The organism is Priestia sp. FSL P4-0332, assembly GCF_038005845.1.
Taxonomy (GTDB): Bacteria; Bacillota; Bacilli; order Bacillales; family Bacillaceae_H; genus Priestia.
Window position 1 is genome coordinate 2,934,601 of record NZ_JBBOUA010000001.1, and the last position, 21,062, is coordinate 2,955,662.

General features: G+C 38.5%; 19 protein-coding genes, 1 pseudogene and 1 riboswitch. Of the genes and pseudogenes, 9 read left to right on the top strand and 11 right to left on the bottom strand.

Annotated features, from left to right (window positions below; all coding sequences use genetic code 11):
- Positions 1–165: 165 nt before the first annotated feature.
- From MKY06_RS14945 to MKY06_RS14960, 4 genes and pseudogenes are all read right to left on the bottom strand, one after another.
- Positions 166–1,703: pseudogene (locus tag MKY06_RS14945) on the bottom strand (AbgT family transporter).
- 230 nt (positions 1,704–1,933) lie between these two features.
- Positions 1,934–2,896: a class F sortase gene (locus tag MKY06_RS14950; RefSeq protein WP_098278754.1), complete on the bottom strand. Its 963-nt coding sequence runs from the start codon at positions 2,894–2,896 to the stop codon at positions 1,934–1,936.
- Positions 2,897–3,003: 107 nt separating this feature from the next.
- On the bottom strand, positions 3,004–4,347 hold the full coding sequence (locus MKY06_RS14955) for a hypothetical protein (protein WP_014459522.1): 1,344 nt from the start codon (positions 4,345–4,347) through the stop codon (positions 3,004–3,006).
- A gap of 438 nt (positions 4,348–4,785) precedes the next feature.
- Entirely contained in the window at positions 4,786–5,649 is an 864-nt protein-coding gene (locus MKY06_RS14960) for an alpha/beta fold hydrolase (RefSeq protein ID WP_057273447.1), read from the bottom strand.
- A 149-nt stretch (positions 5,650–5,798) separates the two neighbouring features.
- On the opposite strand from MKY06_RS14960, the gene MKY06_RS14965 reads away from it, so the two are divergent.
- Positions 5,799–5,951, top strand: a complete 153-nt coding sequence (locus MKY06_RS14965) for a YflJ family protein (protein WP_013057618.1) — start codon at positions 5,799–5,801, stop codon at positions 5,949–5,951.
- 337 nt (positions 5,952–6,288) lie between these two features.
- Here MKY06_RS14965 and MKY06_RS14970 read toward each other — a convergent pair whose 3' ends face one another.
- The 3 genes from MKY06_RS14970 to MKY06_RS14980 all read right to left on the bottom strand — a co-directional run bounded on the left by MKY06_RS14970 (position 6,289) and on the right by MKY06_RS14980 (position 9,027).
- Positions 6,289–7,221: an alpha/beta hydrolase gene (locus MKY06_RS14970; RefSeq protein ID WP_098399523.1), complete on the bottom strand. Its 933-nt coding sequence runs from the start codon at positions 7,219–7,221 to the stop codon at positions 6,289–6,291.
- 15 nt (positions 7,222–7,236) lie between these two features.
- Entirely contained in the window at positions 7,237–7,791 is a 555-nt protein-coding gene (locus tag MKY06_RS14975) for a GrpB family protein (RefSeq protein ID WP_013057620.1), read from the bottom strand.
- Positions 7,792–7,881: 90 nt separating this feature from the next.
- On the bottom strand, positions 7,882–9,027 hold the full coding sequence (locus MKY06_RS14980) for an acyl-CoA dehydrogenase family protein (RefSeq protein ID WP_098278752.1): 1,146 nt from the start codon (positions 9,025–9,027) through the stop codon (positions 7,882–7,884).
- Between the two features lie 200 nt (positions 9,028–9,227).
- Here MKY06_RS14980 and MKY06_RS14985 point away from each other — a divergent pair, with 200 nt between their 5' ends.
- From MKY06_RS14985 to MKY06_RS15015, 7 genes are all read left to right on the top strand, one after another.
- Positions 9,228–10,433 carry a TcaA 3rd/4th domain-containing protein gene (locus tag MKY06_RS14985; protein WP_098278751.1) on the top strand — a complete coding sequence of 402 codons (1,206 nt, stop codon included), beginning with the start codon at positions 9,228–9,230 and terminating at the stop codon, positions 10,431–10,433.
- Positions 10,434–10,616: 183 nt separating this feature from the next.
- Positions 10,617–11,396, top strand: a complete 780-nt coding sequence (locus MKY06_RS14990; RefSeq protein ID WP_013057624.1) for an STAS domain-containing protein — start codon at positions 10,617–10,619, stop codon at positions 11,394–11,396.
- 143 nt (positions 11,397–11,539) lie between these two features.
- Positions 11,540–11,782, top strand: a complete 243-nt coding sequence (locus MKY06_RS14995) for a spore germination protein (protein WP_013057625.1) — start codon at positions 11,540–11,542, stop codon at positions 11,780–11,782.
- A gap of 103 nt (positions 11,783–11,885) precedes the next feature.
- The gene (locus tag MKY06_RS15000; protein WP_057273451.1) at positions 11,886–12,128 is read left to right on the top strand and encodes a spore germination protein; all 243 of its coding nucleotides are present in this window, start codon (positions 11,886–11,888) and stop codon (positions 12,126–12,128) included.
- A gap of 51 nt (positions 12,129–12,179) precedes the next feature.
- On the top strand, positions 12,180–12,683 hold the full coding sequence (locus MKY06_RS15005) for an Hsp20/alpha crystallin family protein (protein ID WP_013057627.1): 504 nt from the start codon (positions 12,180–12,182) through the stop codon (positions 12,681–12,683).
- An 89-nt stretch (positions 12,684–12,772) separates the two neighbouring features.
- Positions 12,773–13,198, top strand: coding sequence for an Hsp20/alpha crystallin family protein (locus MKY06_RS15010; protein ID WP_013057628.1), 426 nt, complete (start codon positions 12,773–12,775; stop codon positions 13,196–13,198).
- 44 nt (positions 13,199–13,242) lie between these two features.
- Entirely contained in the window at positions 13,243–14,064 is an 822-nt protein-coding gene (locus tag MKY06_RS15015) for a hypothetical protein (protein ID WP_340960899.1), read from the top strand.
- Positions 14,065–14,081: 17 nt separating this feature from the next.
- On the opposite strand, the gene MKY06_RS15020 is transcribed toward MKY06_RS15015, so the two are convergent.
- From MKY06_RS15020 to MKY06_RS15030, 3 genes are all read right to left on the bottom strand, one after another.
- Complete coding sequence (locus MKY06_RS15020; RefSeq protein WP_098288057.1) at positions 14,082–15,365, bottom strand: ABC transporter ATP-binding protein; 1,284 nt, start codon at positions 15,363–15,365, stop codon at positions 14,082–14,084.
- The gene (locus MKY06_RS15025; RefSeq protein ID WP_013057631.1) at positions 15,362–16,420 is read right to left on the bottom strand and encodes a FecCD family ABC transporter permease; all 1,059 of its coding nucleotides are present in this window, start codon (positions 16,418–16,420) and stop codon (positions 15,362–15,364) included. The genes MKY06_RS15020 and MKY06_RS15025 overlap by 4 nt, the downstream gene beginning before the upstream one ends.
- Positions 16,421–16,625: 205 nt before the next feature.
- Positions 16,626–18,152: a cobyric acid synthase gene (locus MKY06_RS15030; protein WP_098278748.1), complete on the bottom strand. Its 1,527-nt coding sequence runs from the start codon at positions 18,150–18,152 to the stop codon at positions 16,626–16,628.
- Between the two features lie 92 nt (positions 18,153–18,244).
- Positions 18,245–18,424: riboswitch (cobalamin riboswitch) on the bottom strand.
- 147 nt (positions 18,425–18,571) lie between these two features.
- On the opposite strand from MKY06_RS15030, the gene MKY06_RS15035 reads away from it, so the two are divergent.
- A complete protein-coding gene (locus MKY06_RS15035) occupies positions 18,572–19,135 on the top strand; it encodes a YdcF family protein (protein WP_078081942.1) in 564 nt (187 codons plus the stop codon).
- A gap of 58 nt (positions 19,136–19,193) precedes the next feature.
- On the opposite strand, the gene MKY06_RS15040 is transcribed toward MKY06_RS15035, so the two are convergent.
- Positions 19,194–20,765 carry an APC family permease gene (locus tag MKY06_RS15040; protein WP_013057634.1) on the bottom strand — a complete coding sequence of 524 codons (1,572 nt, stop codon included), beginning with the start codon at positions 20,763–20,765 and terminating at the stop codon, positions 19,194–19,196.
- Positions 20,766–21,062 lie beyond the last annotated feature (297 nt).

Sequence of the window (21,062 nt, forward strand, 5' to 3'; positions counted from 1 at the left end):
TAGCAACTACTTTTTGCAAATTTATTCAGAAAACTTTTATTTTTTCATACTGTTTTCTTTTTCTTATGTATTCTCCTATGTACACATAAGCTGAACTATTTTTTGTTTGTGTTAGAGTTTCTGACATAAAAAAATCCTCTTCTTGGAGTAGAAGAGGATTTTTCTTTACAAATACATATATACACCAGGCCCTAGAGGAATACCGAATACTGCAAAAATAAGCAACATAACAATCCAAATTCCTAAAAAAGCTAGAGTATAAGGAAGCATAAGTGAAATAATTGTGCCAAGTCCTGCCTTAGGCTCGTATTCTTTCATAAAGGCTAAAATAACAATCATGTATGGATTTAAAGGAGTGATTACATTCGTGGAAGAATCCGCTATTCGGTATGCTGCTTGAATAAATCCAGGGTTGTATCCTAACAGCATGAACAATGGAATAAAAATAGGTGCTTCTAGCGCCCATTGAGCGGAGCCGCTAAAAATAAGAAGGCTTAGAACAACAGTTAAAAATACAAAACCAACCACAACTGGAAGTCCAGTTAGATTTAGTGCTTTTAATGCATCCGCTCCTTCTACTGCAATCCACGTTCCAATATTAGTCCAATTAAAGTAAGCGATAAATTGAGCAGCCGCAAAAATAAGAACAATATAGCTAGCCATATCTTTCATCGAATCAGTCATATAAGCAGGTACATCTCTAGAACTTTTGATTTTCCCTACTGTTATTCCGTAAACAGAGCCAACTACCACAAAAAACAGCAGCGTGATCGGAATGATACCATCTAAAAAAGGAGATGGCACAATTCCACCGTCTTCATTTCGTAGAGGAGAGTTGGGCCAAAATAAGAAAACAGCTAGTACAGCGACATAAATACATGTAGCAACGATACTGTTTTTTAATCCTTTTGCTTCTGCCTCACTAATTTCACCAAAATCATTGCGTTTTTTCCCTTTATAATTGCCCAGCCTAGGTTCTACAATCTTTTCGGTGACGATCGCTCCTATAACGGTCAAAACAAATACAGAAGCCGCCATGAAATACCAGTTCGCTGCAGGACTGACAGCAGCGCTTGGGTCAATTGTTTTAGCAGCTTCAGTAGAAATGCCTGATAACAATCCGTCGGTTCCGGATATAATAAGATTCGCTGTAAAGCCTGATCCCACCCCAGCAAATCCTGCTGCTAATCCAGCAAGCGGGTGCCTTCCTACTGTATAAAAAATCATTGCGGCAAGCGGAGGCACGATGACAAAAGCGGCATCTGCCGCTAAGTTGGCCATAATTCCTGTAAAAATGATGGCGTATGTAATAAGAGCTTTTGGAGCATTCAAAATCGTTTTCTTTATGGCCACTTCAAGCAGACCTACTTTTTCTGCAAGTCCGACTCCAAGCATCATAGCAAGTACAAGTCCTAGGGCTTAAATTCAGTGAAATTGGTCAGCATCGATGTTAAGATATACTGAATGCCTTCATGCGACAACAAACTTTTAATTGGAAGAGTCTTATTAGTACCGGGATGGACCACCGTTACTCCCATACTATTAATAGCAACAGATGCTACTACGATAATAAGCGCTAGACATACAAACAAAATAAAAGGATCAGGTAGTTTGTTTCCGATTGCTTCTACCCTTCCTAATAGTTTGTCTAGAAAGGTTGTTGGATGCGATTTTTGCTCTGTTTGCAAATTAGGTTGTGCCATACTTTCTCTCCTTTTTCGTTTAGAATTTTTTGGATTTTTCCTTTTAATTACCAAAAAAGATTATTAGTACATAATAATCTGAATATTTATATTATTCAAGTATTATTTTTAAGGAATTTTTATTTATCTATTAAAACTAATAGCATTTAGATAAATAGAAAGGCAGAAGATATCTTTTTAATCGACAATCAAAAATAACAAAAAGCCCTCCGTTTGAAGAGAGCTTTTTGTTATTTCGCTATACTAGACGGAGCGGACTCTTTTCCTGACTCATTAACAGCTGTTACATAGTAACGAGCTTGAGATGCGTCGGAGTCAGCAAAGCTTTTTCGCTCAAATTCCGAAACGCTGCCAATATGGACAAATGTTCCGCCTGGATTCTTTTTATAAATTCGGTAGCCGATAATATTACCTTCTCGTACCGCGTACCACGTAAGCAAATTACCGCTCATCTTTACATGTGTAGGAGGTTGTGGTGCAGTTGCTTCACGCTCCAATTCTTTTGCTTGGTCAGCTTTTAGTTCTGTATAGACAACTAACCTCTCTTGATGGGTTCCTTCCGCACGGTCAAACGTGCCTGTGCACGTAATTAGGTTTAAATTACGTTTGTTGCTGTACCCAAAAATTTCGTTTAGAGGTGCTTTATCTCGCGGATAGCTTTTTATACGTTTAACAACAAAAGTAAGTGTGGTCCCCTGTGCATCTCTTACGGTAATTTCATCGTCTTTTTTTAAGTTTTTTAGGTTGTAAAAGACGGCAGGGCCGGTTTTACTGTCTACGTGTCCTGCTAATACAGCATTTCCTTTTACGCCAGGTTTAGCTCCTGGTTCAAACCAAGCAACTCCATTTTCTGTAGATGGAGCTGCCATTTCACCGCTGTCTAATAATCCTACTTCTTCAATTGAAGCCTCCACATGAACAGCAGGAATGGACACTTTTTCAGGGATGATTCCTTTGAATTCTTTGTTTAACTGTTTGGCTTCTGTTTTATGCTTTTTTAGTACAGCAAATTCTTCTTCAAGCGTTACCCGGCTTTTTAGATCCTTTGATTGTGCTTCTTTTTCTTTTTGCTTAGCTGCAGCCTGTTGCTTTGTTTCTTTTGCTTCTACCATTTGTTCTTTAAAATATAGTCCGCCGCTAACAAGCAGGACTAAACTTAATATACAGTAGGCGAGAACAATCGCTTTTTTCACATCGTCACCTCATTTCACAGCTGTTTATAAAAAAGAAGAGAGAACAGCCTCTCTTCTTTTTTTCAGGACTCTTGACTTTTAATTCATAAGGAAAAGGAGAAAAAATATTATTTGCTTACTGGTTTCTTGCGTAAAATAACTCCAGCTGTTAACACAGCTAACGAACCTAGTGCAATATAGATCGCTGTTAGTGGATTCATCGTTGATTCAGATGCCCCGCCCATACCTGTTTTCGGCATATCTGTTGGCATAGCTGTTTCAGCAAACTTATCGGGGTTTTGTTTTACGATTGCTTCACCTAAAGCTTGGCCAACACCAAACATTAATTTATACCCTTCACGATACGTATCATAACTTCCAGCGTAGTCACCGGATGCATATTGTTCAAATGTTTTAATAACCGTATCCTCGTGTGCTTTTATAGCTGCCTGTGCGTCTGCAGTTGGAAGGTTTCCATCTGTTGCTGTTCCTAAGAATGTACCAAATTCTTGCGCGAATTTATGGAGCTTATCTTTTGCAGCTTTTTCTCCTGCTTCATCGCCTTTTACTTGTGCACTTACTAATTCAGCTTGGGCATTGATGTGATCTCCTTGCCAAATTTTTTCGAATTGTGCAGCTCCTTCATCGCCATATACTGAGCCAATTGCAGCTTTAAAATCTGCTGTGTTGGCATTTTCTAACCAGCTAACATAGTCGTAATCTTTTGAACCGTTAAACCCTTTTTCCATTCCCATTGTTGCTAGAGCAAAATGTTCTGCTGCTAAGCTGTTTAATGAAGAACGTAAATCTGCTGCTGGTGTATCTACTTTTGTATTGTCGAATTTATCAGGCATTTGTGTTACGATTGCATTTGATAACGCTTTACTAATTGCAAACATCTGCTGATATCCTTCGCGGTATGTCTTCGCGGCTGCCTCATAGTCACCTTCTACATAATCTTCAAACGTTTCTTTTACTTGATCTTCGTGCACGCGAAGCGCTTCTTTTGCTGCATCTTCAGGGAGTTTACCCTCCGTAGCAGTGCTTAGAAACTTAGCAAATTCATTCACGAATTGATCTACTTCTTTATCTACTTCCGCCATGGCTTCTTTGTCGTTTTCTTTTGTTGCTTTTACAAAATCATCTGTGTAATTGTTGTGTTCTCTGAAAATTCGTTCAAACTCAGCCGCTCCTTTATCACCATAGATAGAAGCAATAGCTGGCTCCATGTCGACGGCATTTTGATCGAGTGCTTTGAACGCAGCGTCAGCATCTTTAGAACCATCATAAGCTGTTGTCATAGCGGCAACGGCAAGCGTAAAGTGTTCAGATAATAGGTAGTCTAAGTTCGCTCGTAGATCTGAAGCTTTTGTTACTGCCGTTGGTTTTGCTTCCTCTGCATTTGCAATAGTCGGCATCAATAGTGAAGCTCCTAGTACAGGGATCATTAATTTTTTACTTAATTTCATCATTTTCCACTCTCCTCATTTTTAGTTGATTGATATACGCCACTTTTTTCATTCTTACTACATCTTAAATCATTAAATAGATTGAACATTTTGAATATTCTATATATTAAACCTTCATGTTCCCTCACATTTAATGATTCTTTTTAGGAAGTATTCTCTTTCTATCTACTAAACGATTGCTGAGTGACGTTGGATCACTCTTTTTAAAAAAATTTTTTAATGTCATCTTCTTGAATAATTCCTTCCCTTTCTACTTATCTAACGGACGCTTTGTTCAGATAGATCACTTTTTTTAAAAAGTTTTTACCCGCCTTTTTTCAAGAATTCCTTCCTTTTATACTTACCTAACGATCACCTTATTCTGTTGGATCACTTTTTAAAAAATTATTTTAAATTCAAAAGAAAAAGAAAGGTTTCTAGAGGAAACCTTTCTTTTTTTCTTTACTTATTTAAAAAATTCCACATCACGTCGTTTACTTCTTGAGGCTTTTCATGCTGAGGAGCATGAGATGCTTCAGCTAATCGATGAACAGATATGTTTGGCACATATTCTTCAATGCCATCTAAGTTTTCAGGCATAAACGTAGGATCTTGATTTCCCCAAATAATCTGTACAGGGATGTTTAACACTTCCTCTTCTAACGGAAACAAAGATTTTCTTTGAAGATCTTCTTCCGTGAAGATTTTTAAATTGCGGTAATAACTTAGCATTGACAGCACAGAGCCATTTTCCCAAGAGTTCATGTATGCTTGAACATCATCAGCTGTTAGATATCCTTTTTTTACACCTGGGTCGATCACAAGCTTACGCAAACCTGAGAAGTTGTCTCGTTCCATATAGTCCTGTGCTTCTTGTTTTTGAAACCATTTCATATACTCACTTGCTTTTTGCTGATTTTTATTTGTTCTAAGCTCACGCATAAATGTATAAGGATGCGGACCGTTAAAAGCAATTAATTTTTGTACATATTCCGGGTAGCGATAAGCAAATGTCCACCCGATTCCTGCTCCCCAGTCGTGTACAACTAGCGTACAGGAGCTATATCCTAAGCCTTCAATCACTTGGCGAATATCTTCTACTAATACATCAATCTCGTATGATTCTAGTCCGCTTGGCTTTTCAGATAAGTTATATCCTCTTAAATCCAAAGCAACTGTATGAAAATCATTAGAAAATTCGTCTATCTGGTGTCGCCAAATATGCGAAAAGTCAGGAAACCCATGAAGAAATAGCATAAGCTCTCCTTGTCCCTTGCTTATGTAGTGCAAATTAACGCCATTTACGTTTATATACTGTTTACTCATTGTTCATTTCCTCCTTTTATGTAGCTGTAGAGCAGTATAACGCTGTAAAAAATGAACGTCAATTCATTTGCTTCGTTCACTTCTTTTTAGTTCCTTTTATGAATATAGTTAATTATTTAGAGTGGATCTTTTTGAAGGAGTGATTAACAATGGCTCATATCTATTCAAAGGGCTGGTTTGTTCAGCAGTTAAAAGCGGCCAATATCTCTAAAATTGATGGAAGAAAGCTAGAAAGTTATAAAACCTACATTCTTCGTAATTTATATGCTGAGCTTATAGAACAAGGTAAAATCAACGGCTAAAAGAGGTTGAGACATAACGAAATGAATCCCATCTAAAGATGAACAAATGGGATATATGAGCTGAACTGCTTGAGACACCGCAGTTGATTTCCGTGCAAGACTTCGCTTTCCGCAGGCGGCCGCTGAGCCTCCTCGTCGCTTTCGCTCCTGAGGGGTCTCACCTGTTCCGCTTTTCCCCCAGGAGTCTTCGTCTTGTCCTCCAATCAACTGCTAGAAAGATTTACACACATGAAATCTACGTTTGTCCTAACAAAAAAAACGAACCACTAATCAAAAGTCTTGATTAATGGTTCGTTTTACATTTCGTCTAAAATATTTTTGTCCCAGCCTCTTTTTTTTACAGCGATTGCTCAATAAAAGATAATACGCGCTTTACATATTCTTTTTTGTATACATGATAATTTTGAACGTGTTCTGCTTTATCAGTTTTCCAGAAGTGAAAAGCATCCGGGTGCGTTTTAGCCATTTTTTCACTTTCAGTGTAAGGAATTTTTGTATCTCCTGTGCTGTGTATAAATAAAATTGGTCGAGGGTAAATATGCTCGACCGCTTTAATGGGACTAGCTTCAGCAGGATTTACATCTGCAATAACAGGAAGAATAGCCATTGTCAGCGGTGTAAACGGAAAGTTTGGTAAATGAGACCATACAGATAGGTTTTCTTTTAAATAAGAGGTTAAATCACTAAAAGGACTATCGGCTACCACTGCTTTTACGTCGTCATCTTGAGAAGCTGCTAATAAAGAAGTGGCTGCTCCCATTGAAATGCCGTAGAGCACAATTGGCTCTTTTGTTGTTTCTTTTATTTTCTGAATAACGCCTAATAAATCGAGCTGTTCTTTTACACCAATCGTCGTTTGATTTCCTTCTGAGTCTCCTGAATCTCTAAAGTCAAACATGACTACCCGATATCCCGCTTTTACAAATTCTTTACTCAGGGGCAGAAAGCCAGCTCCTTGTGCTTCACGGTTATTTCCGTATCCATGTGACATAATAATGGTCGCTTTTGGCTGCTCCGTTGGTTCAATCATCCATCCTTTTAAATGGGTTATTCCGTCTTTGCTCAAAAATACTTGATTGCTATAGTGCATGCCGTAATCACCAGGATTTTTCACAGCAGAATTTTTATCTAGTTTTGTCAGGCTTATGCCTACATAAAGAGAAATTACCGTACAAACTACAAAACAAAGAATAACAAAGGCTATCAGACTGATCCATATTGTTTTTTTCTTTTTGCCTGTATTTGTCTGTCGATTTAGAACTGGAGTCAAACTCGTTCCTCCTTTTTATCTAAGATCATCTTTCCTATTCTTATTGCTGCTTCCCTTTCTCCATTTTAAAGCTAGCCCATCTATTTTATGAATAAAATTCGTTTTATTTTCCACATATTTTTCTGGTTCAAAGCGATAGCGATGCGCTAGTTCTATTTTCAACGTTTCGTATTCTTTTGCTGTATCAGGGTGAGTACGCAGATAATCTCGAAACCATATATGCCGATTAATTTCTGGGTGGCCTTTTTCATAAATATGAACATGATGCGTTCTTTCATTTCCGCCTTTTTGGAAGTATCGTCTTCCTTTTATGCTGTTTTCACCTTTCGCTTCGTAACCAAGCTGTTCCATCCTCTGATTATATGTATCTACTTTCTTTATATCTTTCACTTCAATAAGTAAATCAATAATCGGTTTTGCGCTTAAGCCGGGAACAGCAGTGCTTCCGATATGATGAACCTCTAAAACTTGAGCTGACATTATAGTTGTTAAGGTGGCAGCTTCTTTTGAAAATTCCTTTTCCCACGCGATATTATAGGGTGTCAGCTGAATTTCTCTTACGGACTTCATCTTCAATTCCTCCTCTTGCAACGAAAAAACTGCTTATTATAGAATAGCCTATAATAAGCAGTTTTTCATCATTTAACATGTTATTAAGTTTTATCTAGTAAACGCCTGCTTCGCTAAATTAACAATCGTCATATCATCCATTGGAGGGTTGTGAAGCCCGGCACGCACGTCTCTATAATAACGCTGCAGCGGATTACTGCGCTGCAAGCTTCGCGCTCCTACTATGCGCATGGCTTTGTCGACAACCGTACAGGCACTATTGGTCACTACGTGTTTGACAGCTGCTAACTCTCCCGCTAATGCTGCTCGGTCGCTGGTCTCATCCCATTTACTTGCCACGCCGTACATAAAGTGACGCGCCTGCATGAGTTCAAGTTCCATCTCTCCTACTAGACGCTGCACATTTGGCAACTCGCTAATCGTCCCTTCAATACTATTAGGCGAATATTCTGTAGCAAATGCGACAGCATAATCTCTTGCTGCGATGGCTGTACCCATGTAGCAAGCTGGTATATGAAGAAGCCAGCCGCTTGGCTCATTCTTTTTAAAACCACCGAGGCGTTCAACAAGAAAGTCGTGTTTAATATCGACGTTTTCTAGCACAAGATCGTGACTTCCTGTCCCGCGCATTGCAATCATATCCCATGTTTCTTCTATTGAAAGTCCGCTTGTTTCACGAGGAATTAAAAATAAGCCGATCTCTTCTTCACTTTCAATGCTTGCTTTTACCAAAAAGTAATTTAACACTGGAGACATCGTGGTGAATGTTTTTCGGCCGTTGATTCGCCAGCCTTCTTTTGTTTTTACGGCTGTCGTTTCCGGTTTTCCTCCTCGAGTAGGACTTCCTGTCTTCGGTTCAGTAGCAGCGGTGTTAATAAGTGCACCTTTTTCTATTTCTTTAAAAATAAAATCGAGGATTTGCTGATTCCAAGGCTGTTTTTCACGCAAGTCCATTGTAATCCCCATATGCCATCCAATACTAAGAGCCGTAGAAGCATCTCCTTGAGCAATTAATTCTTGAAATAATAAAAAATCATAAAGGCGTAATTCATTTCCGCCATATTTGCTTTCGAGAGAAAGACGTGTATAGCCCGCTTCTTTTAACTCTTGAATATTTTCAAAGGGAAACGTACCTTCTTCATCTATTTTAAAAGCTCGTTTCTTAAATTTTTCGACTAGAGGCAGCAATTTTTCATACGTAGACTCTTGATTTTTATTTACAAATGAAACACTCATTTGCTTCATCTCCTTTTTATATGACAGAGTGTCCCTATCGGATTAATATATAGTTCTTATCATAGCATACCTCACCTTTTCTGTGCATGTTTGGTGTGTTTATCTTTCTTGTTGAATCTATTCTTTTTCCAATTTATAATGGTCTGTTTTACCTACACGTTCCATACATTTAATGGAATGAAAAGAAAGGAATGGTGTGAATGAATCAATGTCCAAAATGCGGGGCCAGTGCAAGCACAGACCAATTATTTTGCAATAACTGCGGCTTTTCTTTCACCGTGTCGCCAGCTGCAGCTAAGCATAAAAAGAGCTCGTATATTGGCGGAGGTATTGCGCTTATACTTCTTTTAACTTTTGTATTTTCTTTCTTTTTCTCTGGCTCAGAAGAAAAGACGGCTGACCGCTTTATTGAGGCATTAGAATCGAAAGATACAGCTGTGTTAAGAGAGTTATTAGACTCTTCGCAGTCTACTATAGTTATTAATGACACATCTATTCAAGCACTGTTAGATGCAACTTCCGATGGTTCTATTTTACGAGACGTTGAAAATGATTTAAAAAATAAATCGAGTATCTACTTCACAATAAAAGAACAGAAACATTCACTACTCTTCAAAAAACAGTACGTGGTTGTGCCGTCATCATATTATATCTCCCTCACTACGCCAGAGGATGCAACGGTTACAGTCAATGATACAAAACAATCGATATCCAAGAATCAAACGCAAAAAATAGGGCCTTTTATGATTGGAAATTACCCGCTTACGGCTTATTATGAAAGCTCTTACGGAAAACTTACAGATCAAACCACTGTAAATTTTCACCGGCAAAAAGAAGAAAATATATCTGTGGTATTTAAAGGGGCTTACGTTACAATCTCATCGAATAGAGATGACGCTATTTTATTCGTAAATGGAAAAAGCACGGGACTGCAGGTGAATAGCTCATCACAAATAGGGCCTGTTGCCACGGATGGAAGCGTCACTGTTCATGCTGAAGTGCAAAAAGACGGCACAACGTTCAAAAGCAGTCCCTACACTATTCAAAGTGAAGAAAGTATTATGTTAAATATACAAACGCCGCCCGTCGAAAAGGAAAAAACCGTCATAAAAGAACGAGAAGTGATCGTGCCTGGGCCGCGCTCTTATGCTACTTCAAGCTCTTATATTCTTCCTGGTTCGGATTCTTACAAATTAAGCTATAGAGATATTAGCAGTTTGAGCTCGAGTGAACTAAGGCTAGCTCGAAATGAAATCTATGCGCGGCATGGGTATGTATTTAAATCGAAAGATCTTCAAGCCTATTTTTATGAAAAGTCATGGTATACGCCTGATTCATCATTTAGAGATTCCCACTTATCAAGCGTTGAAAAATACAACGTTGATTTTATTAAATCATATGAGTAAGGTGAACTCTCCTTTTGCACAGGGGAGTTTTTTGATTGAAGCGAGTGCTTACTCCTACGTTTTTTTACATACCATGATCCCTATACACGTTAAGAAATTTCTTATAGCCTTCTTCATTCTTTTCACTGTAAAATATAAAGTAGATGTACATAAACTTAATACACACATAAGGAGAGATGGAGAATGAATGGAATTGGACGACTTCCACAAAAGCTTAATGGACATTTGATTTTAGAAAATATTCAAGAAACCATGATCATTGCAGATAAAGACTATCGTGTGCAGTGGATGAATGCAAGAGCAATTGAAACACTCCAGCCAGTACTCCCAATCTACCAGTTATCTCATATCGAAGAGTTAATTGGAAAGCATATGGACTTCTTTCATTCCAATTCTGAAGAAGCGGAAAAATTACTCACCTCTCTTCATACAACCTACCGAACGCGTATAACGATTGGCAGTCAATACGTAGCAGAAGCTGTGATTCACCCTATTGATACAAAAGACGGCGAGCGTTATGGCTACTTGCTTATGCTATTAGACTTTACAGATCAAGCCGAGGCAGAGCTTGAAAAAGAACGGTTAATTGAGGATTTGTCCACGCCTTTATTAAAGATATGGGACGAGGTTTTAGCTGTGCCCATTACCGGTAAGATGGATATAGAACGTGGAAAGAAGCTAACTGAAACGGTATTGGAGGCAGTTGTAAAAGAACAGGCGCGCTATTTGCTTATTGATTTATCTTCCCTTCATTCGTTAGATGAAGAACACGGTTATTATATTAACACGCTTCACGATGCTTTGCGTTTGATTGGTACCACTTGCCTTATTGTTGGTCTTTCTTCAAAAATGGCTCTTTCGCTTGTAGATTCTCAGTTTAATTGGCGAACATTTTCCACTGTCCAACAAAGCATCTCTTACATTTTAGAAAAAAAGAATTATCGTATTGCACCCATTTCATAAGCCCATCATATCATTAAGTAATCCTCTCTCAATCGCTTTTTCCTTCAATCGGAAAAGGCGATTTTAGTTATGAGGAATTGTGAACGTTTAGGCACTTATCATCATAGGATACATTAATCAACCATAGAAAAGGGTGAGAGCGTATGCCAAGTGTTATTAACATTTATAATTTAAAGATCAACAGTATCTCAAGCAACGGTTCTGTCAACATTGGCGAAGCACTCCATAACAGTCACACGGCTCATTCAAAATCCACTGGTACGAACTCTTCTTATGGCGATGTCTCACCTGCTTCCTCGAAAATGCGAAACATTTATATCGATCCTGATACAAATGACCAAACAGATATTGCAAACGTTGATCATGTCAATGGTTATCAGCAGTGATATAGGGCAATGCTTGTCAACAGCATGACGACAAACGGTGAATACATTCTCTCTTAACGCGATAGTCAGAGCGGAATGAATAAAAACAGTAAGGAGTCTCTTTATGCCTCTTCAAATTAACGGTTTTAATATCGTAACAAACGGTGTCACGCAAAACGCAAATATTGATTTTGGTTCCACCATTCAAAACAGTCACACGGCGAACTCAAAGTTTAACGGCGCGAATTTCTCTTTAGGTAACTTCTCTCCTACTTGCTCTCAAATGAATACAGGCGTGTTAGATCCTGATGTAAGCGATCAAGATCAAATTGCAAACCCTTCAGCTCCAATTGGAAATCAAATTTAGCTTTAATAATTTTGGCGTTTTACTTGGCACATTACAAGGAGGTGTGTAAATATGTTTCCATTTGGAAAATCTCCCTTTAAAGGAATGATGGAAAATATCCCAAAAGGAATGGCATCTAAAGACATGAATAAGTATATTCAGCAAATGATTTCTTCTACGATGTCCCATTCTTTTCCGGATTTTATGCAAGGAAATGAATTCTTTAAGCAAGCCCAAGACATGATGAAAGAACAGCAGGATATGGGAACTGAAGGTCATGGACAAAAGCCAAGAAGATTTGATTCAAACGTCATCAATACATTAGATGAATGCATTGTACAGCTAAAAATCCCTAACCGTGATATTGTATCAAGCATTAAAGTCTATCATACGCCATATGTGTGTACGATTGAAGGAATAGATGGAGAAGAATCCTTCAAAGAAGAAATTCAGCTTCCTTGTTCGGTTCGTAAAAAAGGCACGCGCGCCATATATCGTTCCGGAGTGTTGGAAATCCGGATGCCTAAACATGTTAATATTCCTATGTCTCAAATAGACGTCCACGATTTAGATTAAAGTGGACGTTTTTTTCTATTTTCATGCATACATATAAAATAGAAAGCTGCAAAAGGCCTTGTTTTATTTTTCTTAAGAAGGTGACAAATATGAATCATGGAAAATTTAAAAAGTGGGCAGAAACGTTACAAGAAGAAAACCATACGAAATTTTGGGAAAAGATTTTTGATGATGATCATGAAGAACAGAATGATACGGAAGCAGATGCTTCTCCTCAAATTGTAAATGAGTATCGAGATTATCCTTTAATTGATGTATATGAATGGGCAAATCAGCTGTTAGTTGTAATTGAAATACCCGGTGCTAAACGAACAGATGTCGAATTGACCATGCACGAAAATACTTTACACATATCCGGTTCATCTCTTTTAACCGTGAAGGATGCAAATGTTCTTCACAAAGAAAGACGTGAAGGAACGTTTCAACGATCAATCATCCTTCCGCCTGCTGTAGGGGAAGCGCCGTGTCACGCATCATTTAAAGATGGTCTTTTGCATGTGAAATTTGATTTGTAATTTATTGTGCAGAACTATACGTAGCATGAAAGGCAGGGAATTTCATGTTTTCTAAGTGGTTTAAACAATCGCCTAAAATTGAAACAGTCCGTAAAATAAATCCGTCTTCCCTTCCAACTCAAAAAAAAGCAGGTCCCATAGACCAACGTTCTAATCAAAAGCGGAAAGAATTACCCGAAAAGATGAAAGCTAAAAAACAGTCTAATCTAAAAAAACCCCCTCAACAGCCAAAGAAGTTGCCTAGCCAAATGGAGCCTAAGACCTCTGCTGAAGCTGAATTCACAAAACCTGCTCTTTCGTCAGATTCAGCGCTGAACCTGCAGGGAATTATTGATCAAGTGACGCGTTTAACCGACGCGATCCCTAAAATAGAAGAGCTTCATCAGCAATTAAATGAATCAGCTCACCTTATTCAATCACTGTCTCAACTGCACGAGCAAACAGCTCATTTACTCTCGGCTATGCAGTCAGCTCCTAATTTCGAAGCTATTCAAAATCAGCTCTCTGCGTTAAAGGAAGAATCGTCCAATACAGCCTTATATGAGATGGTGAAAACTCTTGACAAAAAGATTGATGAAATAACTCAGCCAAAGCAGTCCATTGTTGTTGAAAAAATCATGGTCGAAAAAGTATTGTTAGACAAAATTGATCTTAGTAATAATTTCGGCCAGCTAGGCATTAAAGATTTGACCGGTCACTTAAACATCGGCACCACTTACAGCGCTGACTCTGATCAAGTAGATGAAGAAGTCAAAGACTTGTTTTCTGTTAAGCTAAAAGAAAAAAAGATTGATGAACATACAACTGAGACAACGATGAGTTCAGGAGTTGAAACAGAAAAGTCTGATGATCACTCCGAAGAATAAAAAATGACCGCTACTGCTTATTTAAAGCAACTGTCGGTCATTTTTGTTTCCATAAATAGTTGTAATTCTTTTTGGAGGCGTTCCATCAAGAACTCTGAAATTTCTTCTTGATTTTCTTCTTTATGATGAGATGATGCTACAACAATACGTCCTGTTTTTCCTAAGAAAGCTCGGTACTCAATTACCTTCATCGCAGCATGAAGTAAGTTCCCGTCCGAAAGCGGCGCATTTGTTAGTAGAACAATATTTACTTCGTTTTCTTTTTGTCCATGTGTCAGCACAGCCAGCCACGAGTAACCTTTATCGTCTTTTAAGCGAACTTCATGACTATATAAAGACGCAGATTTCCACGCCGCGTTAGCACTGCTTTGCTGTTGAACAATTTCTTGACACCAGTCTAGACCTGTTTCATTTGAACCCAGTGAAAGAGTTCTCAAAGGACGAACAAAGGATAAACATAGGTTGTCCGGTTCCTTTTGTAACTGATACAACTCATGGAAGTCCGTCTCTGGATATTGATACGGCGGCACAAAAGCAATTTGTCGCTTGTTCACAGCGGGATGGTGAAATACATGCAAATCAACCCCATATACTCTTTTTAACGTAGCTGCATCCTTAAAAATGGCATCCATCCCAGTTTCTTCTACTCTTCCATCTTTCAGCAACACGGCATTATCTGCAAACAGCGAGGCGATGTTGAGATCATGCAAAATGGCCAGGACCGTTAAGCTCATTTCCTGCTGTAAAGTTTTTAACAGCTGAAGCAGTTCCATTGTATGTTTTACATCTAAGTGATTCGTTGGTTCATCAAGAAGTAAGTAGTCAGGTTCTTGCGCTAGTGCTTTAGCCAGTAAAACCCGCTGTTTTTCTCCACCGCTTAGCGATTGAAAAGTATGATTTCTATAGTGCCAGACGTTTGTTAATTTCATCACGCTTTCCACCACTTCTTCATCCTGTGCTGATACAGTGCTAAACAATCCTTTTGCCTGATAAGGGTAACGTCCAAGTGAAACAATTTCTTGAACCGTAAATTCTAGCCCAATTTGATTTTCTTGCGTCATGACTGCAACTTTTTGCGCCAGTTGTTTTGGTGAATAAGCCTTCACTGACTTTCCTTCCACCTTCACTTCTCCTGATTGAATGGTTAATACATTCATAATTAAGCGAATAAGCGTTGTTTTCCCGCTTCCATTTGGTCCTAGTAAAGCGACAAAAGAACCTTTGTCTACGGTGAACGTGATGTCACGAACGGTTGGCTGCTGCTTATCGTATCCTCCTGTCACATTATATAGTTCAATCATGATATTCCTCTCTTCCGCATACGTTCTTTTACAAGGAGCAGGGTAAAAATTGGCGAACCAATTAAGGCGGTTACGACTCCAATCGGCAATTCACGAGGTTCTAATATCGTTCGTGCCAATAAATCTGCTAAAACCAAATAACTTCCTCCAATTAAAATAGAAAGCGGCAGTACATGCTTATGATTAGCTCCCGCTACGAGACGCACTACGTGGGGGATAACTAAGCCAACAAATCCAATTGCCCCAGATACTGATACCGCAGCCCCTGTTAATACGGATGCCCCTATTAAAATCATTCTTTTTTTCTTCTTTACGTCTATTCCCATAAACTGAGCGGATTGATCGCCAAATGCTAAGCCGTTCAGCTCTTTTACATGTAACAACAGCATAATTGTACCGATCAAAAAGAACGGCCCTAAAATTTGAATATGAGACCATCCTCTCATTGATACGCTTCCCATTAGCCAGTATAAAACCTGCCTTACATCTTCTTCGGGAGAAAGAGCCACAATTAATGAAATAAGTGCGCTCATAAAGGATGATAAAATAATCCCCGCTAAGATGATGGTTTCATTGGCCAAATTGCCGCTTGCGAGTTTCGTAATACCAAAAACTAAAAGAAGAGTAATAAAACCAGATACAATGCCGACTACAGGCAGCGTGAAGATAGACAAACCAAAAATACTCCAATGAAAATAAATTGCCATGACAGAGCCAAGGGTTGCACCTGAGGAAACCCCGATCGTATAAGGATCGGCAAGAGAGTTTCTTAATAGCCCTTGAAAGGCAGCCCCTGCTATTGAAAGCGAAGCTCCTACTAAAAATGCCACCAGTACTCTTGGAAAACGAATTTGCCAAATGATTAAATCCATGTTTTCCGGACCGTGATATAAGGATAGCCCGGTAAGGTGGCCAATAATAATTTTGATTGTATCTCCTACGGTTAACGAAACTGTACCAATAAATACGCCCATAATTACCGAAGTACATACAATAAATAAACTGACTATGTATAAAATAGATGCTTTGTTAAAAAAAATACGTTTAAAAATCAATACGTTCAGCTCCTCTAGGAAACGAGGCGTGATGTTTTACATTACATTAACCATTCATTTTCCTGTCCATAAACCATGCTTCCACCATGCATTAAGTTGGAAACAATCATCTTTTATTTGTTACGAGTGCTAGACTGTTGAACTAGGCAACGTAGAATAGCGTACTAAAGTTCTCGGTAAAAAAACAAGCGAAAGCCCCTACAAGCTATACTTTTTGTGTTTGCTCCGGGCTTTTATAGTTGTCTATTAAATGATACAGCTTTTCCATATCTACGGCTTCTCTCACATATGCTGCTGCTTTTGAAAAAGACTCCTCTTTTTGCAGGCGACTGTTGAATGTGTCCGTAATAGGCGGCAATTTTTTATGTTTACGAATTTGATTAAGCAAAGCTCTGCGCAAAGCATCGTTATGAAACACATCATGAACATACGTGCCAATGACGTTGTCTTTAACCGTTCCTTCTTTTTCATGCTCTACCACTGCAAAAGCTTCCGTGGTGCTCTTAGAAAACGTCTTTCCCATATGAATTTCGTAGCCTTCAATCGAAACTCTTTCACTTTCTAGCTGGACATACCCAGAAACTCTTTCTGTTTTTTTGCTGTTTGTCATAACGGTTTCCACCGGAAGCAAGCCCAGCCCTTTAATGGATTCAATCCGAGATTCTACTGCATCAGGGTCTGTAATTGTCTCCCCTAGCATTTGATATCCTCCGCAGATGCCAATGACGTGAACGTTCGTTGTGTTCAAAACTTGATTAATGGCTAGAGCCAGGCCGCTTTCTTGTAAAAACTGAGCATCTTCAATCGTATTTTTGCTTCCTGGTAAAACAATTAAATCAGGCGTACCTAATTGCGACGGCTTGGTTACAAGCCTCACGTGACAGTCTTCTTCTAAACTTAAAGGATCGATGTCTGTAAAATTTGAGATGCGCGGGTACGAGATAACCGCAATATCAATTTCTTTTAACGGATTCACAAGCGTTGAGTAATTTCTAAGTGATAACGAATCTTCCGCATCAATTTCCACGTTGTTCATATAAGGAATAACTCCTAGAACCGGAACACCCGTGTATTCTTCAAACCACTTCAAACCTGGTTTTAAAAGTTCTAAATCTCCTCGGAATTTATTAATTAACACCCCGATAACTCTAGACTTGTGTTCATCTGGAAGCAATTGAAGAGTACCCACTAGGCTCGCAAAAACTCCTCCTTTATCAATATCTCCTACTAACACAACAGGCGCTTGGGCTATTTTTGCAACGCGCATATTTACGAGTTCCCGATCGTTCAAATTGACTTCAGCAGGACTTCCAGCGCCTTCAATCACAATTCGATCATAATGACTGGCAAGCTCTTTATAAGCTTCCGTGATAACGTTTAAACCTTCATTAAAAAATTCTTGCCGATACTGAAAAGCAAACATATTACGTAGCGGTTTTCCGTGAACGACAATTTGAGATTCATGATCACGAGTTGGTTTAATTAAAATAGGGTTCATATTGGTTGTTGCTTCTACTCCAGCCGCTTCTGCTTGAATTCCTTGCGCTCTGCCAATTTCTTTTCCATCCATTGTAATGTATGAATTAAGCGCCATATTTTGCGATTTAAACGGTGCAGTTTGATAGCCGTCTTCTTTAAAAATACGGCAAAATGCTGTAGCAATCATGCTTTTTCCAGCGTCTGAGTGCGTTCCTTGAATCATAAGCGGTTTTCCTTTTTTCACTTTTTCCACTCCCTACCACATAAAAAAACCTTAACTGTAAAAGTCAAGGTTTGGTCATGCGCTCATTAACACATTGTCTTGACTTATTTCTCCCACCGAAAAATAAGGGGTTTTTAAAAGCAGGTCTCCTGGCTTATGCTTCATTTTACTTCTGCACCCTTCCTAGTTTGACTAGTGGGTCTTTGCAGGTTCATCCACATTTACAGTAGCGGGGGCTGCACCGGATTTACACCGATTTCCCTATTATCCTCCTTAGAGGCACTTTTAAAATCATTTATTCTTTATTGTAACGAATTTTATAACTATTCACAATAACGATTTTCTTCTATTATTATATATTACTGTGCTTATACTTATTTGGGTCTCGTATGCTATAATAACAATTATTTTCCAAACATCTTATGAAATAGCTAGGAAGGTGCTCACAGTTGAAGAAAAAAATGATTTATACCTTTATTGGTTCGCTTGTTCTTTATATAGTAATTATATCTTTTTGTATGTATCAAACTGCTCACAAGTCTGTTCCACATAACGCAGATTATGTCCTCGTTTTAGGTTCTAAAGTAGATGGTGATCAAATGTCTCCTAGTTTAAAAGAACGAGTAAAGACGGCCTTATCTTATTTACAAGCACATCAACAAACAAAAGTTATCGTAACGGGCGGAAAAGGATCCGATGAAGAAATTTCTGAAGCAGAGGCAGCCTATCGTTTTCTGCGGAAAGAAGGAATTAAAAAGAATCGAATTATAAAAGAAGATCAGTCAACTTCTACTTTTGAGAATTTTACTTTTACTAAACAGAAAGTTGATATTCAACACAAAAAAGTCGTGCTTGTTAGCAGTGATTTTCATTTGTTTCGCGCTTCTATTATTGCCAAGCGCCAAGGTTTTGATGTTTATCCTTTAGGCGCAAAGACACCAAATTCAATTAAACTTCAAGCCTACTTTCGTGAGTATGCTGCTATATTAAAAACATGGCTGTTTGATAAATAAATAGAGTACACGCCTATACAAACGAAAAACACGGCATGAATTCATGCCGTGTTTTTTATTAATCATCTGTATCGATAACTGCTTTTGGTAAACCTGTGTATTTCGCCCAGTAGAAAATACCAAGTGAAACAAGAGCAATTAAAATTAAGTCAAGCGGGTTGCTTAGCACACCTTGTCCTCCACCAAATGAACCTAGATAAGAGATAACAAGCATAATAATATAATAAGCAACTAGCCACCAAGCAGATTTAAGCTGCTGTGCAAATTTTACGACGTCAGTTGGTACATATTTCTTAAACGCTACGTAGATAACAACCATTAGAAGCTGTGATCCTAGCAGCCAAGAAATTGTCGTCCATCCTGACCAATATACGATGTATGAACAGAAAATAAATGAAACAGGAGCAATAACGCTCATGCCTTTTAATTTAAAAGGCTTCTTAAGGTCTTTTGCATTTACTCTGAATGCAGCAGCTGAAATTGGCGCAATCGCATAAGACAGAATAAGTGCCACTGAACATACGTTTACTAGCGCTTCCCAAGAAGGAAATGGCAGTGTCCAGAATACGGACATTCCAAATGATAGCCATAGTGACGCACGTGGAATTCCTGTTTTCTTATCTACTTTTGAGAAACGTTTAAATAATGTTCCATTACGAGACCAAGCATAAACTAAACGAGAAGTTGTATTCATGAAGATGTTCCCGTTACCGCCTGGTGATAAAATAGCATCAAAAATAACAAGCGTTACTAACCAGCCAAGGCCTAAAATAAGTGCAATATCTTTAAATGGTAAAGAGAATTGCTCTTGAATTGTTCCCCATCCTCCTGATAGCATATCAGCCGGGATGTTACCAATGAACAATACTTGCAGTGCTGTGTAAATAATCGCTGAAAGTACAATACAGATAATGAGCGCGATTGGAATATTACGCTGCGGGTTTTTAACTTCACTGGCTACAGAAACAATAGGGTGAAGTCCTAGGTAAGCAAACATAACGCCACCTGTTGAAATGGCTGCTTGAATACCATTAAAACCAAACGGAGCAAAATCGCCAGTTGTAAAGTTAGCTGATTTAAAGTGATAAGCTAACACGACGATAATTGTAAGAGGAACCGCATATTTGAACACAGATATAATGACATTTGACTTAGCAAATGCTTTTACACTTACGTAGTTAATGATAAAAAATAGCGTTAATAACGCGAACTGAAATAACCAGCCGATTGTAGTAGGCGATTCAGAACCATGTTTAGTTAGACCAGGAAGCCAAAACGCAACATACTGACGTACAGCCGTTACCTCGATGGCAATCAAGCTTGTGTAAGCAATAATGGTAATGAATGAAATTAAGTAACCCACTAAATGACCATGCGAGTAAACCGGATAACGGATAATTCCACCGGTACGCGGCAGCGCTGCTCCAAGTTCAGCATACACTAAACCGATAAGTAAAATAATGACTCCGCCAATCAGCCACGAAAAACTTCCGGCTGGACCAGCCTTTGACGCTACGTTACTAACCGCAAATAACCAGGCGGAACCAAAAATAGCTCCCATCCCAATTAACGTTAGGTCAAGTAACGATATTGATTTTTTAAATTTTCCTTGATTTCCTTGATCAGACATAAAATCCTCCTTTAAAATTCCCACTCCACATATCTACGCCCTTGCGTCCGATATGGGATTCTTTACATCATCCTCCTCTTACTAAGACCTCACAAGTGGATATGTTAACAAATATTCTCTAAAAAACCAAGTTAAAAACTTTATTTTTTTGTAAAACATCGTTGAATTGCTTATGTATAGCGCATAAATTCCACAGAAGATTTGAGGACTACTCCTCCTATTTAACCGCATTTTTCTTAGGTTAAACATAAAAGAATATTCAAACTATTTACTAAAAAAAGGGTCTGAGACATAACG

Excerpts from the sequence above, each read along its gene's own strand:
- MKY06_RS14955 (WP_014459522.1), bottom strand. The coding sequence starts at position 4,347 with ATGATGAAATTAAGTAAAAAATTAATGATCCCTGTACTAGGAGCTTCA.
- MKY06_RS14960 (WP_057273447.1), bottom strand. The coding sequence starts at position 5,649 with ATGAGTAAACAGTATATAAACGTAAATGGCGTTAATTTGCACTACATA.
- MKY06_RS14965 (WP_013057618.1), top strand. The coding sequence starts at position 5,799 with ATGGCTCATATCTATTCAAAGGGCTGGTTTGTTCAGCAGTTAAAAGCG.
- MKY06_RS14975 (WP_013057620.1), bottom strand. The coding sequence starts at position 7,791 with ATGAAGTCCGTAAGAGAAATTCAGCTGACACCCTATAATATCGCGTGG.
- MKY06_RS14980 (WP_098278752.1), bottom strand. The coding sequence starts at position 9,027 with ATGAGTGTTTCATTTGTAAATAAAAATCAAGAGTCTACGTATGAAAAA.
- MKY06_RS14985 (WP_098278751.1), top strand. The coding sequence starts at position 9,228 with ATGAATCAATGTCCAAAATGCGGGGCCAGTGCAAGCACAGACCAATTA.
- MKY06_RS14990 (WP_013057624.1), top strand. The coding sequence starts at position 10,617 with ATGAATGGAATTGGACGACTTCCACAAAAGCTTAATGGACATTTGATT.
- MKY06_RS14995 (WP_013057625.1), top strand. The coding sequence starts at position 11,540 with ATGCCAAGTGTTATTAACATTTATAATTTAAAGATCAACAGTATCTCA.
- MKY06_RS15000 (WP_057273451.1), top strand. The coding sequence starts at position 11,886 with ATGCCTCTTCAAATTAACGGTTTTAATATCGTAACAAACGGTGTCACG.
- MKY06_RS15005 (WP_013057627.1), top strand. The coding sequence starts at position 12,180 with ATGTTTCCATTTGGAAAATCTCCCTTTAAAGGAATGATGGAAAATATC.
- MKY06_RS15010 (WP_013057628.1), top strand. The coding sequence starts at position 12,773 with ATGAATCATGGAAAATTTAAAAAGTGGGCAGAAACGTTACAAGAAGAA.
- MKY06_RS15015 (WP_340960899.1), top strand. The coding sequence starts at position 13,243 with ATGTTTTCTAAGTGGTTTAAACAATCGCCTAAAATTGAAACAGTCCGT.
- MKY06_RS15020 (WP_098288057.1), bottom strand. The coding sequence starts at position 15,365 with ATGATTGAACTATATAATGTGACAGGAGGATACGATAAGCAGCAGCCA.
- MKY06_RS15040 (WP_013057634.1), bottom strand. The coding sequence starts at position 20,765 with ATGTCTGATCAAGGAAATCAAGGAAAATTTAAAAAATCAATATCGTTA.